The organism is Streptomyces sp. WM4235, assembly GCF_001279725.1.
GTDB lineage: Bacteria > Actinomycetota > Actinomycetes > Streptomycetales > Streptomycetaceae > Streptomyces.
Genome location: NZ_LGDE01000007.1, coordinates 1 through 15135, shown reverse-complemented (window position 1 = coordinate 15135; position 15135 = coordinate 1). Strand labels below are relative to the sequence as shown.

Genomic DNA, 15135 nt, shown 5'->3' with positions numbered 1-15135 from the left:
ACCCCCACCCCACCCCGCCGGCCAGGCAAAGGTCACGGCGGCATAACGTGCGGATAACGCCCCGTTACGCCCAGGTACAAACCCCCCCAACCGCACCGGCCCGCCCGCCACGGTTCACCGTCCGTTCACCGAGGGCCGTCGACCGCTTCACCTGTTCTGCCTAATTTCAGTACCGCAAGGTGCGAGCCGGGCCGAAAAGCCCACTGCCCGCACCCCGCCAACCCGTAGTCCTCTTCGCACGCCGCCCCGATACAGAAAGCGGCCGGCGGCTTCTGGAAGGAACACCCGAAAGTGAAGCTTCAGCGCAAGAGCATGCTTCGTGCCTCCGCCCTCGGGGCGCTTGTCGTGTCCGGCGCCCTGGTCCTCACGGCGTGCGGCTCGGACGACAACACCAAGAACGACTCCTCGGCGAGCGGCAAGGCCTCGGCCCCCGCGCCCGGCGACGTCAAGTGCGAGGGCGCCAAGGGCAAGCTGCTCGCCTCCGGCTCGTCCGCGCAGAAGAACGCCGTGGACGTGTGGGTGAAGAACTACATGGCCGCCTGCTCCGGCGTGGAGGTCAACTACAAGTCCTCCTCCTCCGGTGAGGGCATCGTCGCCTTCAACCAGGGCACCGTCGGCTTCGCCGGCTCGGACTCCGCGCTGAAGCCCGAGCAGGTCGAGGAGTCGAAGAAGATCTGCACCGGCGGCCAGGGCATCAACCTGCCCATGGTCGGCGGCCCGATCGCGATCGGCTTCAACGTCGCGGGTGTGGACAAGCTGAACCTGGACGCCGCCACGATCGCCAACATCTTCAACGACAAGATCAAGAAGTGGGACGACGAGGCGATCAAGAAGCTGAACCCCGGCGTCACGCTTCCCGGCACCGCGATCCAGCACTTCCACCGCTCCGAGGACTCGGGCACCACCGAGAACCTGGGCAAGTACCTCAAGGCCACCGCCGGTGACGCCTGGCCGCACGACCCCGCGAAGAAGTGGCCGGCCCCGGGTGGCCTCGGCGCCTCCGGTTCCTCCGGTGTCGCCTCGCAGGTCAAGGCCGTCGACGGTTCGATCGGCTACTTCGAGCTCTCCTACGCCGCGTCGCAGAACATCAAGACCGTCGACCTGAACACGGGCGCCGGCACCCCGGTCAAGGCCACCGGCGAGAACGCCTCCAAGGCCATCGCCGCCGCCAAGATCGCCGGCACCGGTTCCGACCTGGCGCTGAAGCTCGACTACACCACCAAGGCCGAGGGCGCGTACCCGATCGTCCTGGTGACCTACGAGGTCGTCTGCGACAAGGGCAACAAGGCCGAGACGCTCCCGACCGTGAAGTCCTTCCTGAACTACACCGCCTCGGACGCGGGCCAGAAGGTCCTCGGCGAGAACGGCTACGCCCCGATCCCGGCCGAGATCAACGCCAAGGTCCGCGAGACCATCGGCAAGCTCGGCTGATTCCAGACTCTCCCTCCCGGTGGCCGGATCCCGTCCGATCAGGCCACCGGAAACCCTCCCCCTCCACCCGGGGGAATCCGGTGCACCGCCGCCAGGGGGCATGCCCCCCACACAGACCGGAAAGACCATGGCTTCCACCACACCCACCCAGACAGACGCGGCTCCGCCCGTCTCCAGGAGCGAGAGGTCCACCGGCCGCGCCGGTGACAAGATCTTCGCCGGGCTCTCCAAGGGTTCCGGCATCGCCCTCCTGGTGATCATGGCGTCGATCGCCGCCTTCCTCACCTACCGCGCGACCATCGCCCTGTCGGAGAACGAAGGAAACTTCTTCACCACCTTCGACTGGAACGCGTCGGCCACGCCCCCCGTCTTCGGCATAGCCGTCCTGCTCTTCGGCACCGTCGTCAGCTCGATCATCGCGATGGTCATCGCGGTTCCGATCGCCGTCGGCATCGCCCTCTTCATCTCGCACTACGCGCCGCGCAAGCTGGCCACGCCGCTGGCGTACGTGGTCGACCTGCTGGCCGCCGTGCCGTCGATCGTCTACGGCATCTGGGGCGCCCTCTTCCTCGTCCCGCAGCTCGGCGGACTGAACCTCTGGCTCGACGAGTACCTGGGCTGGACGTACATCTTCGACAAGAGCCAGCCCGGCGTCGCCCGCTCGCTGTTCACCGTCGGCATCCTGCTCGCGATCATGATCCTGCCGATCGTGACCAGTGTCAGCCGCGAGGTCTTCCTCCAGGTCCCGCGCATGAACGAGGAGGCCGCCCTGGCCCTCGGCGCGACCCGCTGGGAAGTCATCCGCATGTCGGTGCTGCCCTTCGGCCGCTCCGGCGTCATCTCCGCCTCGATGCTCGGCCTCGGCCGCGCCCTCGGCGAGACCATGGCCGTCGCGACCGTCCTCTCCCCGAGCTTCCTGATCTCCGGCCACATCCTCGACCCGGGTGGCGGCACCTTCGCGCAGAACATCGCCGCGAAGTTCGACGAGGCCAACGAGTTCGGTCGCGACGCGCTGATCGCCTCCGGTCTGGTCCTCTTCCTCCTGACCCTGCTGGTCAACGGCGCGGCCCGGCTGATCATCGCCCGCCGCAAGGACTTCTCGGGGGCGAACGCCTGATGAGCCACACCCTCCAGGACCAGCAGCCCACCCGGGCCCGCAAGTCCGTCGCCCCCGCCACCCTCACCCGCGGTGGCCTGCCCCGCTGGGCACCGGCCGGCATCGCCGCCCTCTCGATCGTCCTCGGCAGCGGCATCGGCCTCGCCTTCGGCCTCGACAGCAGGATCCAGTGGGGTCTGCTCGCCGCGCTGCTCTTCGTCACCGTCACGTACGTCGCCAGCTCGGTGATCGAGAACCGCCGCCAGGCCAAGGACCGGGTCGCGACCTCCGTCGTCTGGGTCTGCTTCGTCCTCGCGGTCATCCCGCTGCTCTCGCTGCTGTGGACCACCATCAGCCGCGGCATGAAGGTCCTCAGCGGGGACTTCCTCGGCCACTCCATGAACGGCGTGACCAGCTTCGAGCCCGGCGGCGGCGTCTACCACGCCCTGCTCGGCACCATCGAACAGGTCGCCCTGGCCACCGCCATCGCCGCGCCCATCGGCCTGCTGACCGCCGTCTACCTCGTCGAGTACGGCCGGGGCCCGCTCGCCCGGTCGGTCACCTTCTTCGTCGACGTGATGACCGGCATCCCCTCCATCGTCGCGGGTCTGTTCATCCTGACGACCTGGAACCTGATGCTGGGCTTCGGTCCCTCCGGCTTCGCCGGCGCGATGGCCCTGTCGATCCTGATGATGCCCGTGGTGGTCCGCTCCACCGAGGAGATGCTCAAGCTCGTACCGAACGAGCTGCGCGAGGCCGCCCTGGCCCTCGGCGTGCCGAAGTGGCGCATGATCCTCAAGGTCGTGCTCCCCACCGCGATCGGTGGCATCTCCACCGGAGTGATGCTGGCCGTCGCCCGCATCGCCGGCGAGACCGCGCCGATCATGCTGCTGGTCTTCGGCTCGCAGCTCATCAACGGCAACCCCTTCGAAGGCGCCCAGTCCTCGCTCCCCCTCTACATCTGGGAGCAGTACAAGGTCGGCAGTGAAGCCTCCTACGACCGGGCATGGGCGGCGGCGCTCGTCCTGATCGCCTTCGTCATGATCCTCAATCTGGTGGCCCGCGGCATCGCCCGCTGGAAGGCCCCGAAGACCGGTCGCTGACGCGACTCATGAAAGCGATGTGACCCCTCATGGCCAAGCGAATCGACGTCAGCGGCCTCTCCGCCTTCTACGGCACCCACAAGGCCATCGACGACATCTCGATGACCGTGGAACCCCGCTCCGTGACGGCCTTCATCGGCCCCTCCGGCTGCGGCAAGTCCACCTTCCTGCGCACCCTCAACCGCATGCACGAGGTCACCCCCGGCGGCCGCGTCGAGGGCAAGGTCCTGCTGGACGACGAGAACCTGTACGGCCCCGGCGTGGACCCGGTCGCGGTCCGCCGCACGGTCGGCATGGTCTTCCAGCGCCCCAACCCCTTCCCCACCATGTCGATCTTCGACAACGTGGCGGCGGGTCTGCGCCTGAACGGCTCGTTCAAGAAGTCCGAGCTGACGGACATCGTCGAGAAGTCCCTCCAGGGCGCCAACCTCTGGAACGAGGTCAAGGACCGCCTGAACAAGCCCGGCTCCGGCCTCTCCGGCGGCCAGCAGCAGCGCCTGTGCATCGCCCGCGCCATCGCGGTCGAGCCCCAGGTCCTGCTGATGGACGAGCCCTGCTCCGCGCTCGACCCGATCTCCACCCTCGCGATCGAGGACCTGATCGGGGAGCTCAAGGAGCGCTTCACGATCGTCATCGTGACGCACAACATGCAGCAGGCGGCCCGCGTCTCGGACCGCACCGCGTTCTTCAACCTCGCCGCCGTCGGCCAGCCCGGCAAGCTCGTCGAGATCGACGACACGGACCGGATCTTCTCCAACCCGTCCGTCCAGGCGACCGAGGACTACATCTCGGGTCGCTTCGGCTGAGCCCAGACCCCCGGATGTGGCGATAGACGTCCCGCGGTGCTGCATGGCGGTGCCACCGCGAGGCGAAAGAAAAAGGGCCGGCTCCCCCTGGGTGGGGGGAGCCGGCCCGCTTTCGTGTCGTGCCCGGCGCGCGATCGTCGTGACGACCACCACGCGTTCCGACGGCTAGTTCACGAAGGCCAGGTTCACGATCCAGAAGCTCACCGCGGCGACGAGCGCGGCCGCCGGCATGGTGATGAACCAGCCGAGGATGATGTTCTTGGCGACGCCCCAGCGGACCGCGTTCACCCGCTTCGTGGCGCCCACGCCCATGATCGCCGAGGTGATCACGTGGGTGGTGGAGATCGGCGCGTGGAAGAGGTACGCCGAGCCGAACATGATCGAGGCGCCGGTGGTCTCGGCCGCGAAGCCCTGCGGCGGGTCCAGCTCGATGATCTTGCGGCCGAGGGTGCGCATGATGCGCCAGCCACCCGCGTACGTGCCGAGCGACAGCATGACGGCACACACGAGCTTGACCCAGACCGGGATCGCGTCGCCCGCTCCCTGCACATCGGCGATGACCAGGGCCATCATCACGATGCCCATGGTCTTCTGAGCGTCCTGGAGCCCGTGGCCGAGGGCCATGCCCGCCGCGGAGACGGTCTGGGCTATGCGGAAACCGCGCTTGGCCTTGTGCGGGTTGGCGCGGCGGAACATCCACAGGATGGCGACCATCACCAGGTAACCGACGATCAGACCCACCACCGGCGAGACGAACATCGGGATGACGACCTTGTCGACCACGCCGGTCCAGATGACCTCCGTGCCACCGGCCAGCGCCGCGCCGACCATGCCGCCGAACAGCGCGTGCGAGGACGACGAGGGCAGTCCGAAGTACCAGGTGATCAGGTTCCAGACGATCGCACCGACCAGCGCCGAGAAGAGGATCCACATCCCCCGGGTGCCGTGGGGCGTCTCGATCAGCCCCTCGCTGACCGTCTTGGCCACGCCGCTGCCCAGGAAGGCACCGGCGAGGTTCATCACCGCGGCCATCGCGAGCGCGGCACGCGGCGTCAGCGCACGCGTCGAGACCGAGGTCGCGATGGCGTTCGCCGAGTCGTGGAAGCCGTTGGTATAGGTGAAGCCGAGCGCGACACCGATGGTCACGATCAGAGCAAAGGTGTCCACGAGGTTCAGGACTCCTTGACCGCGATGGTCTCCACCGTGTTCGCGACGTGCTCGAACGCGTCGGCGGCCTCTTCGAGGACGTCGACGATCTGCTTGAGCTTCAGCACCTCCATGGCGTCGTACTTGCCGTTGAAGAGTTGCGCGAGCAGCTTGCGGTGGATCTGGTCGGCCTGGTTCTCCAGGCGATTGACCTCGATCCAGTACTCGGTCAGGTTGTCCATGGTGCGCAGGTGCGGCATGGCCTCGGCGGTCAGTTCGGCCGCCCTGGCCAGTACCTCGATCTGCTGCTCGACGCCCTTGGGAAGTTCCTCCACGTTGTAGAGGACGACCAGGTCGACCGCCTCCTCCATGAAGTCCATGATGTCGTCGAGGCAGGAGGCCAGGTTGTAGATGTCCTCGCGGTCGAACGGCGTGATGAAGGAGGAGTTCAGCTGGTGGAAGATCGCGTGGGTGGCGTCATCCCCCGCGTGCTCCGCTGCCCGCATCCGCTCCGCGATCTCGGCTCGGGCGGAGGAGTCCGCTCCGAGCAGTTCCATCAGGAGCTTCGAGCCCGTGACGATGTTGTCCGCGGATGCGGCGAACATGTCGTAGAAGCTCGTCTCCCTGGGGGTCAGACGAAATCGCACGTGAGGTCCTCGGGGTGCATTGGGTTCGGTCAGGCTGATGCTAGGCGCATCCCCCGGCCACGGCTAACCGGCCGTTCCCCAGTGTGCTCCATCAGGCAGAGTGGGCAACCACGGACCCCTGCCCGTACGGTCGGGGCCCGGTACCCTATACCCATGAGGGGTATATATCCCTCGTTCCGGACCACGGGAGGACGCATGACGACCATCGAGGCGGAGGGCTCCGGACCGGAAGCCGACGCCGACGCGGTCCCGGTCGCGGCGGTGCACGGCTATCACCACCAGAAGGACGAGCACCTCAAGCGACTGCGTCGGATCGAGGGCCAGATCCGCGGTCTGCAGCGCCTCGTCGACGAGGACGTCTACTGCATCGACATACTCACGCAGGTCTCGGCGAGCACGAAGGCCCTCCAGTCCTTCGCGCTCCAACTGCTGGAGGAGCACCTGCGGCACTGCGTCGCGGACGCCGCCGTCAAGGGCGGGGCGGAGATCGACGCCAAGGTCGAGGAAGCCACGAAGGCCATCGCCCGCCTGCTGCGCACCTGATCCCGGGGGCCGCGGGGGCCCGGCCCCCGCGCCGTCCACCACCGGCGATCGGTGACCGGCGCGGGTTTGGGGGCGGGTTCGTCACGGGTATCCGATGCCCAGCAGAACCTCGTCGATCCGATCCTGGCTCAGCCGCTCCTCGGCCGCCGCCGAGGCCGCGATGATCAGCTCGCCGCACAGTTCGATCTCGGCGAGCGCCACGTGGTCCTGCACCGTCGTACCGCCTGCGGGAGTCACGCGCGCCACCTCTCTCTGCCGCCATCGCCCGTCGGCGCTCGGCTTACCAGCGTAGGGAGCGCACGCCGCCGCGCGCATGACACGGATGGACCATTTCCGGATACCGGGCCATGGCCCGCTCGCGTGGTCTGGACCATGAGATCCGACTATCCGGCGATCTTCCCGGCGAAAATGTCCCGACTTGCGGGTAGTACGACGGTCACCGGAGTACCGAACCCGTAGAGCAGCGTCGTCGAGGAGACATCGATCACGCCATTGTTGACATAGGTGAAACGGTGCCGGACCTTCCGCAGCCGGCCTTCCTCGTCCAGGTAGGCGTCGAACGGCACGGTGTCCGTGCCGAACCCTTTCGCCGCCGCTTCGAGCGCCCCCTTGACCCCCGGCGAGGCACTCCGCGCGGCCCGCCCGATGTCCGTGGTCCCCCGGTAGTGCCGCACCTTGGTGCCCGCCACCTCGGTCTTCCCCACGTACGTCACGTCCCGCGCGCCCCGCAGCAGCTCGACCGCGGCGAGCGGGTCGGTGGCCCCGCCCGTGACGAGGTTCCCGTCGGCGAGGGTCGTCGTGTCGACGCGGACCCACTTGTCGTCGGGGACGCCCGCGCCCCGGTTCTTCATGTAGAGGGCCCCCGGGACGAGGAGTTCGGTGATGGGCCGGTGTTCGGCCTTCCCGGTCGCATCGGCCGGGAGCATCACCAGGAGCTGGCCCATCCGGCTCTTGAAGTCGACACCTCCCTCGCCCCGGATCGTGACCCGGGTCCCGCCGGTGGCCATCTCCATCGCCGTACGGGCCCTCGCGCTGCCGGTCGCGTCCAGCACGTCGGCGGCGCCGCGCACCGCCGCGGCCGGGTCCGCGGGGGGCCGATCGTCACCGCCGGCGGAGCTTCCGCATCCGCTCGTCGCGGCCACGGTCACGGCCACCGCCACGGCGAGCACCGCCTCACCGGCACGTCCTCGTCTGCGCATGTGTTGGTGCACCACCATCGCCTGCCAACCCCCAACGCGTGACAGCTGTTTGCCCGAGGCCCCCACCCGCTCCGCTTAACGAGGTCCGGGGTTTCCCGTCACGGGCCGGCGCGGTGCCGCGGGCGCGCCGGGCCCGGTGCCGCGGGTCGACCGTGCCCGGTACCGTGGAGGAGTGGACCCGCACACCCAAGCGACTCCGATCACTCCGCTCGCCGCAGTGCCGCAGCCTCGTCACCCCGAGGAGCCCGTGCGACAGCCCTCGACCGGCCACACCACCGACACGACCGAACGCGGCTCGTTCTGCCTGGCCGTCTGCACCTGCGGCTGGACCGGACCGGCCCGCCGCTCCCGCGACCTGGCCCGCAAGGACGCCACCCGCCACACGACGGGGTAGACCGACACCGGCACCCGCCACCCGGTGGGGCGGGCCGACACGCACGCCCTGCGACCGGGCGTGTCGCCCGTTCGGACGGCCCGGCTGGCCGAGCGGTCCGCGACCGGATGCCCTGGAGTCATGCCAGGACCCGCACCCCGCCTCGCGGCCCTCCTCTGGGCCCTGCTGCTCAGCACCCTCACCCCGACCGCGGCCTGGGCCCGGCCGGTGGGATCGGCGGACGGACCGGCCGACGTGGCGTTGGCCGTCGGGGTCACCACGGCGGCGGCCGTGGCCACGGGCCTGTGGTTGCGCTCGCGCTACCGCCGGGACGAGGCGGAGGAGGACCGGGGCGCCGAGAGCGGCGATCCGTGAGCCCCCGCCCCCGCCCGAAGGCGATCCGGCTCTGCTTCGGCGCGTCCGCGCTGTGTCTGCTGGCGGCCGTGCTCCTCGCCCTGTGGGACGGTCACGTCTGAAGGCGAGCGGTCGGCGGAACCCGTGGCGGCCCCGGGCCGGGCCCGTTACGCCGCGAGGTCGCTCTCGTGCGTCCTCGGCACCAGTTCCACGGGCCGGGCCACGACCCGCTCCCCGGCCCGGACCAGCCATCGCGCCCGCGGCCAGCGGACCACGGCCCGCACCACCGGCGTCAGCAGCGCCGCCGCGACCGGCGCGAGCAGCAGGACGACCGCGGTGCCGAGCGCGAGCCCCCCGATCACGTCGGTCGGGTAGTGGACGCCGGTGTACACCCGGCAGAGGCCTTCGAGGAGCGCCAACCCGATCCCGACGTACCCGATCCCGCGGTGGGCGATGAAGAGCCCCACCGCCATCGCCATCGTCAGCGTGGCGTGGTCGCTCACGAACGAGAACTCCGCGCCCCCGAGCCGCGCGGCCGGTCCCGACCCTGAGCCCAACACCTCCAGCCCCTCGTGCTGGAGGAACGGCCTCGGCCGCCCGACGAACTCCCGCAGCGGCACGTTCAGCAGCAGCGCGATGCCGGCCGCGAGCGGCGCCCACACCAGCGCGACGAAGGAGTCGACGGCCGCCGGCTCGTCCTGCCTGCGCGCACCGCGCCAACACCACAGGACCAACAGCACCATGGCGAGCGGAAGTCCGTACTCGCCGACGAGGCCCACCGCCCGGTCGATGCCGTCCGGCGCGTGCCGGGCCAGGCCGTTGATCTCGTACAGCAGGCTGACGTCCACATTCGGCCCACCGGTCGCGAGTCCAGCCATGGCGATGCGGCCCCTTGCTTGCCTAGGTCCCTTGCGGGCGCGCGCGATGCGCGCCCCTTCAACCCCCGGTCGATCAGCCCTCGTGCCCATGGAACGCCCGTTCTGGCCGGACGGTTCCACTCTCCACCGAATGATCACTCCAACGTTACCCAAGAGTGACCCATCGTCGCAGCTCAGGGCCTTGACTTAACAGAGTGTCACGAGGCCGTCCCGGCGGCCTCGGCACGCTCCGGAAGGGCCTCCGCGCCGTCCTTGGTCACCCGCGTCGCGCCGAAGTAGTCCGGGGTGTCGATCTTGTCGAAGCGGATCACCGCGCCGGTGAACGGAGCGTTGATCATGTAGCCGCCGCCGACGTACAGCCCGACATGTCGAATGTCCCGAGAGTTCGTCAGGTCATCGGAGAAGAAGACCAGATCACCCGGGAGGAGTTCTTCGCGCGAGGGATGCGGACCGGCGTTGTACTGGTCGTTGGCGACGCGCGGGAGCTCGATGCCGACCGTCTCGTACGCCGCCTTCGTCAACCCCGAGCAGTCGAACCGCCCGTTCTGGTCGGGCGTCCCGTTGCCGCCCCACAGATAGGGGGTGCCCAGTTGCTTCTGCGCGAAGTAGATGGCCCCTGCGGCCTGCTGGGACGGAGCCACCCTGCCGACGGGACGCTCGAAGCTCTTCGCCAGGGTGGTAATCGTCTTTACGTACCCCTGAGTCTCCTTGTACGGAGGCACTCCCTGGTACTTGATGACCGCGTACGCCCCCGCGTTGTAGGCCGCGAGCATGTTGCCCGTCGCGTCCCCGGGCACCCGCGCCACGTCCTTGGCCAACTCGCAGTCGTACGAAGCGGCCGACGGAATGGCGTCGTTGGGATCCCAGATGTCCCGGTCCCCGTCACCGTCGCCGTCGACCCCGTGGCCCGCCCAGGTGCCCGGGATGAACTGCGCGATCCCCCGCGCGTCCGCCGGGCTGACGGCACTCGGGTTCCAGCCGCTCTCCGAGTACAGCTGGGCCGCGAGCAACGCCGGGCTGATCGCCGGGCAGAGCGTGCCCCATTTCTGCACCAGGGCCTGGTACTTGCCGGGTACCGCCCCCTTCGCGAGCCCCAGCCCACGCCCTCCGGCGCCCGCTCCCGCCAGGCCGGCCGCCGCCGAGTACGTCCCCACGACGAGCAACACGAGGAAGCTCAGGGCCAGCCCGATCCCGATCCCGCCTGCCATCCAGAATCTGCGCACCCGTCAACACTCCCCCATTGCCACCACTTTCGAGCGAATTCGGCCCGTGTCGCCGTATCCGCTAGCCCACTCGGAAGCCGTTGCACGCGATGGGCGTATACCGCTTGGCCCCATCCTCGACTCGGTAGAACACCACCGTCCAGTCCCCCCTGTCGGCGCTCAGGGGCACAGCCCCCGGGAAGTCGTCCGGATAGGTCAACTCGCCGTAATCGTCCGCGTCCCAGCCGGCGTACAGGTCCACGGGGGCGCTCAGAAAGCCCGTCTGCCCCTTCTTGGGCGCGTGCGGTGGTTTCACCGCGATCACCACGGGATAGGGCGCGGGGCGCGCTCCCGGCTTGGCGCCGCGCTGCGGACGGAACCTGACCCTGGCCGTGTCGCCCGGGACCGTCGAGGAGACGGTCGAGGTCTCCATGCCCCGGCCGGGCGGCCGGAGTTCCGCGGGCTCGTCACAGTCCCCCGCCCCGTAGCGGGCCATCTCCGCATCGGTGGACAGCTTCCACCGGAAGTCCTCCCCGGCCCAACCGCCCCCCTTGCCGGGCTTCACGGCCTCCGAGGCCGGGGATCCGGACGCGCGCGGCGCCGGGGTCCCGCTCCCGGGGGTCCGGGCGGCATCCCCACCCCGGCCCTCCCCGAACGGGAACTGCCAGAGCAGCACCGCCGCCGCCGCGACCAGGACGACCCCCGCCACCGCCCCGACCCGGCCCCGCCGACCGGATCGGGCCGCGGAACCCTCGTACGGCGTGGCGGCCCCGGCGGACGGCGACGCGGCGGCGAGCGGCAGGGCGGCGGCCCCGGCGGGCGGGGTGGTACCGGCGGGCGGGGTGGTGTCGTCCAGGCGCCGGGTCGGGGAGCCGGCCCCGGGCGCCGCATCCGCCACGCCGGTCGTGCGCGTCACGCCGGCCGCATCCGCCACGCCGGTCGTGCCCGTCGCGCGCTCCGGCGGCGCCGCCAGTCCCGCGTACACCGGATCCTCCACCAACGCGCCCCGCACCCCGCAGCGCCGGATCACCTCCGCCGGTTCCGGCCGGTCCGCCGGATCCTTGGCCACGCAGTCCTCGATCAGCGCCGCCAACCCCGGCTCGACCCCGGCCAGGTCGATCCCCTCGTACACCGACCGGAACCCCACGCTCGCCGCCGCCCCGCCCCCGAACGGCGGCCTCCCGGTGGCCGCGTACGCCAACGTCGCGCCCAGGGCGAACACGTCCGCCGCCGCCCCCGCGACCCCGCCCACCAGCACCTCGGGCGCCGTGAACCCCGGCGTGCCCGGCGTGCGCCCCGTCTCGGTCAACGGCGTCGACCCCACGCCGTGCGCGATCCCGAAGTCGATCAGCTGAGGCCCCTGCGCCGCCAGGATCACGTTCTGCGGCTTCAGATCCCGGTGCGTGACCCCGTACACGTGCACGCTCGCCAGGCCCTCCGCCAGCGCCGCCCCCAGCCCCCGGCAGCTGTCCGGCGGCAGCGCGCCCCGCCCGCGCACGGCGTCGGCGAGCGTCGGACCCGCGACGTACTCCGTCGCCAGCCAGTACGGCGCCGCCTCCAGCGAGGCGTCGATCAGGTTCGCGGTGTACGCCGACCGCACGGCCCGTACGGTCTCCACCTCGCGGCGAAACCTGGCCAACGCATCGGGATGCCCGACGATCTCCTCCCGCACCACCTTGACGGCCACCAGCCGGCCCCCGGGCGAACGCCCCAGGTACACCCGCCCCATCCCCCCGGCCCCCAGCCGGGCCACCAGCACGTGTAGGCCGATCCGTTCGGGGTCGGCCTCTGTGAGCGGCTCCATCCGGCTGAGCCTGCCATACGTACCGCCTTGTACGGCAAGGGGGTTGACGTCTAGCGCGGGGCGACGAAGAGGCTCTGCGCGCCGCGTCCGATCGGCCCCTTCTCATCGTGCAGCCGGGAGTCCGCGAGCCCGATCCCGGCGCCGTCCACACTGGTCCGCGCCTCCACGCAGACCCATTCGGCCACCGGGTGGCGGTGCAGGTGGACGGTGAGGTCTCCGTTGACGAAGACGAACCGCTCGAAGTCCATGACGGAACTGATGCCGTTGCCGGAGTCGGCCGCGATCAACACCCGGTCCAACGGGGCCGTCTCCTCCCCGGCGATCAACGGCACCCCCATCCGCATCCAGCACGTCCCCGGCCCCGACTCGACGAAGGCGCCTTCGGTGAACCGGCTCCCCATCGCCGTGTGATAGCCGATCTCCCACGGCACGGGGAAGAACGGCGTCCGCCCCACCTCGCCCGGCGGAGGCACCTGCGGCCCCGGCACCACCGCGGGCACGGCCTCCGCGGCCACCCGGATCCGCAACGCACGCGCGAGCATCACCGGCGCGGCCCCCGCCGGCGCGAGGGTCGCCTCGACCAACTCGGTACTGCGGCCGGACCGCAGCACGGTCGTGGTGATCTCCAGCGGACCGATCGGCACCGGGCGCAGGATCTCGTACGTGATCCGGGCGATCCGCAGGTCCGTGCGGGCGCCCGCCCGCTCCTCGACGGCCCGCCCGAGCAGCGCCGCCGGCGGGCCGGCGTGCTGCGAGCCCGGGTCCCACGGCCCGCGCGTGTACTCGGTGGCCAGGAAACGTCCCGTGTCGACCCGCTCGAAGAAGGCCTCAGCAGCGCTCATGCCCCCGCACGCTACCGACAGGTAACCCCGCACACCAGCCCCCTCGCCGGCCCCACCGCGCACACGACGGGCCCTCGACGCACAGGCCACCCGCTCCCGGACGCGACACCGCCCCCACACCCGACTTCGATCAAGGCCGCCCGAAATCCGCATACTTGACCCATGGCCCCCACCGCTCTCGCCCTGCGCCCCTTCCACCCCACCACCGACGCGGCGCCCCTGCTCGACTGGATCACCACCGCGGCCGACCTCACCACCTGGGCCGGCCCCTCCTTCACCTGGCCCCTGGACCAGACCCAGCTCGCCGCCTACGCCGTCGAACCCGGCCGCCACACCTGGACCGCCGTACCGTCCCACGGCCCCGAGGCCGCCGAGCCCGTCGGCCACGTCTCGCTGCGCCGCCACGACGACGCCCCCGACCACGCCCGCCTCGGCCGCGTCCTGATCGCCCCGCGGGCCCGCGGCCGGGGCCTCGGCGAGAGCCTGCTCCGCGAAACCCTGTCCCGCGCCTTCACCGACCTGCGGCTCCACAGCCTCGACCTGGGCGTGTTCGCGCACAACACCCCGGCCGTCCGCCTCTACGAGAAGCTCGGCTTCCGCACCGTGGAAGTCCTCAAGGACGTCGAGCAGGTGGACGGCGTCTGGTGGACCGCCCTCCAGATGAGGCTGACCTCGCCCCACCGGTCACAATGAAGGGGTGTCCACCACGCCTGCCGCCCCCGCCCCCGCCCCCGCGCTGCGCGCCGACTGCGCGAACTGCTTCGCCCTCTGCTGCGTGGCCCTGCCCTTCGCCAAGTCCACCGACTTCGCCATGAACAAGGCCGCCGGAACCCCCTGCAAGAACCTCCGGGAGGACTTCCGCTGCGGCATCCACACCCGGCTGCGCGACAAGGGCTTCCCGGGCTGCACCGTCTTCGACTGCTTCGGCGCGGGCCAGCAGGTCTCCCAGGTCACCTTCGGCGGCCGGGACTGGCGCACGCACCCCGACACGGCACGCCAGATGTTCGACGTCTTCCCCGTGATGCGGCAACTCCACGAGCTCCTCGCCTACCTCACCGAGGCCCTCACCCTGCCGGCGGCCGCACCGATCCACGCCGACCTGCGGAAGGCACTCGCCACGACCACGGCGGCCACCGGGGCGGACGCCGCCACCCTGATCCCCTTCGACGTCGGCGCTCTCCGCCAGGAGATCAACACCCTCCTCCTGAAGACCAGCGAACTGGTCCGCGCCACCTCCCCCGCCCGCGGGAAGAACCACCGAGGCGCCGACCTTATGGGCGCCCGCCTCTCCGGCGCGGACCTGCGCGGCGCCACCTTCCGCGGCGCCTACCTGATCGCCGCCGACCTCTCCGGGGCCGACCTCCGCAAGGCCGACCTGATCGGCGCGGACCTCCGCGACGCCAACCTGCGCGACGCAGACCTCCGCGAGGCCCTCTTCCTCACCCAGCCCCAACTGAACGCCGCCCAGGGCTCCCCCGCCACCCGCATCCCCCCTGCCCTCACCCGCCCTTCCCACTGGGCCTGACCCACACCCCGGCGCCCCTGAGGCCCCCGCCCGGGGCACTGGCCGATCCACACCCCCGGGGCTCCCGAGGCCCCGCCCGGCACACACGGAGACCCGCCGCGACGCGCCCGGGGCCGAAGCCCTTCCGGGGCCGGATCCGGGACACCCCCGAGGCCCCGGGGGCGCACCCCGCCGGTCTCGTCGGTG

At 70.9% G+C, this 15135-nt stretch carries 17 protein-coding genes; 9 read left to right on the top strand and 8 right to left on the bottom strand.

All coding sequences use genetic code 11. From position 1 onward, the window contains the following. The first annotated feature begins 291 nt into the window (after nucleotides 1-291). From pstS to pstB, 4 genes are all read left to right on the top strand, one after another. Nucleotides 292-1431 carry a phosphate ABC transporter substrate-binding protein PstS gene (gene pstS / locus ADK55_RS02115; RefSeq protein WP_053675404.1) on the top strand — a complete coding sequence of 380 codons (1140 nt, stop codon included), beginning with the start codon at nucleotides 292-294 and terminating at the stop codon, nucleotides 1429-1431. Nucleotides 1432-1558: 127 nt separating this feature from the next. Continuing rightward, nucleotides 1559-2548, top strand: coding sequence for a phosphate ABC transporter permease subunit PstC (pstC, locus tag ADK55_RS02110; protein ID WP_053675402.1), 990 nt, complete (start codon nucleotides 1559-1561; stop codon nucleotides 2546-2548). Further along, nucleotides 2548-3630, top strand: a complete 1083-nt coding sequence (pstA, locus tag ADK55_RS02105) for a phosphate ABC transporter permease PstA (RefSeq protein WP_053675400.1) — start codon at nucleotides 2548-2550, stop codon at nucleotides 3628-3630. Before pstC ends, pstA begins: the two co-directional genes overlap by 1 nt. A gap of 29 nt (nucleotides 3631-3659) precedes the next feature. Further along, entirely contained in the window at nucleotides 3660-4436 is a 777-nt protein-coding gene (gene pstB, locus ADK55_RS02100; protein ID WP_053675397.1) for a phosphate ABC transporter ATP-binding protein PstB, read from the top strand. A gap of 165 nt (nucleotides 4437-4601) precedes the next feature. Here pstB and ADK55_RS02095 read toward each other — a convergent pair whose 3' ends face one another. Further along, complete coding sequence (locus tag ADK55_RS02095; protein WP_053675395.1) at nucleotides 4602-5603, bottom strand: inorganic phosphate transporter; 1002 nt, start codon at nucleotides 5601-5603, stop codon at nucleotides 4602-4604. 5 nt (nucleotides 5604-5608) lie between these two features. Then, entirely contained in the window at nucleotides 5609-6229 is a 621-nt protein-coding gene (locus ADK55_RS02090; protein WP_053675393.1) for a DUF47 domain-containing protein, read from the bottom strand. Nucleotides 6230-6424: 195 nt separating this feature from the next. Here ADK55_RS02090 and ADK55_RS02085 point away from each other — a divergent pair, with 195 nt between their 5' ends. After that, nucleotides 6425-6772, top strand: a complete 348-nt coding sequence (locus tag ADK55_RS02085; protein WP_053675391.1) for a metal-sensitive transcriptional regulator — start codon at nucleotides 6425-6427, stop codon at nucleotides 6770-6772. 81 nt (nucleotides 6773-6853) lie between these two features. On the opposite strand, the gene ADK55_RS39010 is transcribed toward ADK55_RS02085, so the two are convergent. Continuing rightward, nucleotides 6854-7009, bottom strand: a complete 156-nt coding sequence (locus ADK55_RS39010; protein WP_199826421.1) for a hypothetical protein — start codon at nucleotides 7007-7009, stop codon at nucleotides 6854-6856. Between the two features lie 146 nt (nucleotides 7010-7155). Next, nucleotides 7156-7989, bottom strand: a complete 834-nt coding sequence (locus ADK55_RS02080) for a hypothetical protein (protein ID WP_053675388.1) — start codon at nucleotides 7987-7989, stop codon at nucleotides 7156-7158. Between the two features lie 229 nt (nucleotides 7990-8218). On the opposite strand from ADK55_RS02080, the gene ADK55_RS02075 reads away from it, so the two are divergent. Beyond that, on the top strand, nucleotides 8219-8365 hold the full coding sequence (locus ADK55_RS02075; RefSeq protein WP_199826420.1) for a hypothetical protein: 147 nt from the start codon (nucleotides 8219-8221) through the stop codon (nucleotides 8363-8365). Nucleotides 8366-8485: 120 nt separating this feature from the next. After that, a complete protein-coding gene (locus ADK55_RS02070; protein WP_053675384.1) occupies nucleotides 8486-8719 on the top strand; it encodes a hypothetical protein in 234 nt (77 codons plus the stop codon). 146 nt (nucleotides 8720-8865) lie between these two features. Here ADK55_RS02070 and ADK55_RS02065 read toward each other — a convergent pair whose 3' ends face one another. The 4 genes from ADK55_RS02065 to ADK55_RS02050 all read right to left on the bottom strand — a co-directional run bounded on the left by ADK55_RS02065 (nucleotide 8866) and on the right by ADK55_RS02050 (nucleotide 13424). Beyond that, nucleotides 8866-9576, bottom strand: a complete 711-nt coding sequence (locus ADK55_RS02065) for a phosphatase PAP2 family protein (protein WP_053675382.1) — start codon at nucleotides 9574-9576, stop codon at nucleotides 8866-8868. Between the two features lie 197 nt (nucleotides 9577-9773). Continuing rightward, nucleotides 9774-10784, bottom strand: coding sequence for an NlpC/P60 family protein (locus ADK55_RS02060; RefSeq protein WP_053675380.1), 1011 nt, complete (start codon nucleotides 10782-10784; stop codon nucleotides 9774-9776). A gap of 76 nt (nucleotides 10785-10860) precedes the next feature. Then, nucleotides 10861-12582 carry a serine/threonine-protein kinase gene (locus ADK55_RS02055; RefSeq protein WP_053675378.1) on the bottom strand — a complete coding sequence of 574 codons (1722 nt, stop codon included), beginning with the start codon at nucleotides 12580-12582 and terminating at the stop codon, nucleotides 10861-10863. Nucleotides 12583-12632: 50 nt separating this feature from the next. Then, nucleotides 12633-13424: a thioesterase family protein gene (locus tag ADK55_RS02050; RefSeq protein WP_053675375.1), complete on the bottom strand. Its 792-nt coding sequence runs from the start codon at nucleotides 13422-13424 to the stop codon at nucleotides 12633-12635. Between the two features lie 162 nt (nucleotides 13425-13586). Between ADK55_RS02050 and ADK55_RS02045 the strand changes: the two genes are divergently transcribed. After that, nucleotides 13587-14117, top strand: a complete 531-nt coding sequence (locus tag ADK55_RS02045) for a GNAT family N-acetyltransferase (RefSeq protein ID WP_053675373.1) — start codon at nucleotides 13587-13589, stop codon at nucleotides 14115-14117. A 4-nt stretch (nucleotides 14118-14121) separates the two neighbouring features. Further along, nucleotides 14122-14949 carry a pentapeptide repeat-containing protein gene (locus ADK55_RS02040; RefSeq protein ID WP_053675371.1) on the top strand — a complete coding sequence of 276 codons (828 nt, stop codon included), beginning with the start codon at nucleotides 14122-14124 and terminating at the stop codon, nucleotides 14947-14949. Nucleotides 14950-15135 lie beyond the last annotated feature (186 nt).

Bases quoted from the DNA above. Each gene is read 5' to 3' on its own strand.
- ADK55_RS02055 (WP_053675378.1), bottom strand. From the start codon at position 12,582: ATGGAGCCGCTCACAGAGGCCGACCCCGAACGGATCGGCCTACACGTG.
- pstC (WP_053675402.1), top strand. From the start codon at position 1,559: ATGGCTTCCACCACACCCACCCAGACAGACGCGGCTCCGCCCGTCTCC.
- ADK55_RS02060 (WP_053675380.1), bottom strand. From the start codon at position 10,784: ATGGCAGGCGGGATCGGGATCGGGCTGGCCCTGAGCTTCCTCGTGTTG.
- ADK55_RS02080 (WP_053675388.1), bottom strand. From the start codon at position 7,989: ATGGTGGTGCACCAACACATGCGCAGACGAGGACGTGCCGGTGAGGCG.
- pstB (WP_053675397.1), top strand. From the start codon at position 3,660: ATGGCCAAGCGAATCGACGTCAGCGGCCTCTCCGCCTTCTACGGCACC.
- ADK55_RS02085 (WP_053675391.1), top strand. From the start codon at position 6,425: ATGACGACCATCGAGGCGGAGGGCTCCGGACCGGAAGCCGACGCCGAC.
- ADK55_RS02050 (WP_053675375.1), bottom strand. From the start codon at position 13,424: ATGAGCGCTGCTGAGGCCTTCTTCGAGCGGGTCGACACGGGACGTTTC.
- ADK55_RS02070 (WP_053675384.1), top strand. From the start codon at position 8,486: ATGCCAGGACCCGCACCCCGCCTCGCGGCCCTCCTCTGGGCCCTGCTG.
- ADK55_RS02045 (WP_053675373.1), top strand. From the start codon at position 13,587: ATGGCCCCCACCGCTCTCGCCCTGCGCCCCTTCCACCCCACCACCGAC.
- pstA (WP_053675400.1), top strand. From the start codon at position 2,548: ATGAGCCACACCCTCCAGGACCAGCAGCCCACCCGGGCCCGCAAGTCC.
- ADK55_RS02065 (WP_053675382.1), bottom strand. From the start codon at position 9,576: ATGGCTGGACTCGCGACCGGTGGGCCGAATGTGGACGTCAGCCTGCTG.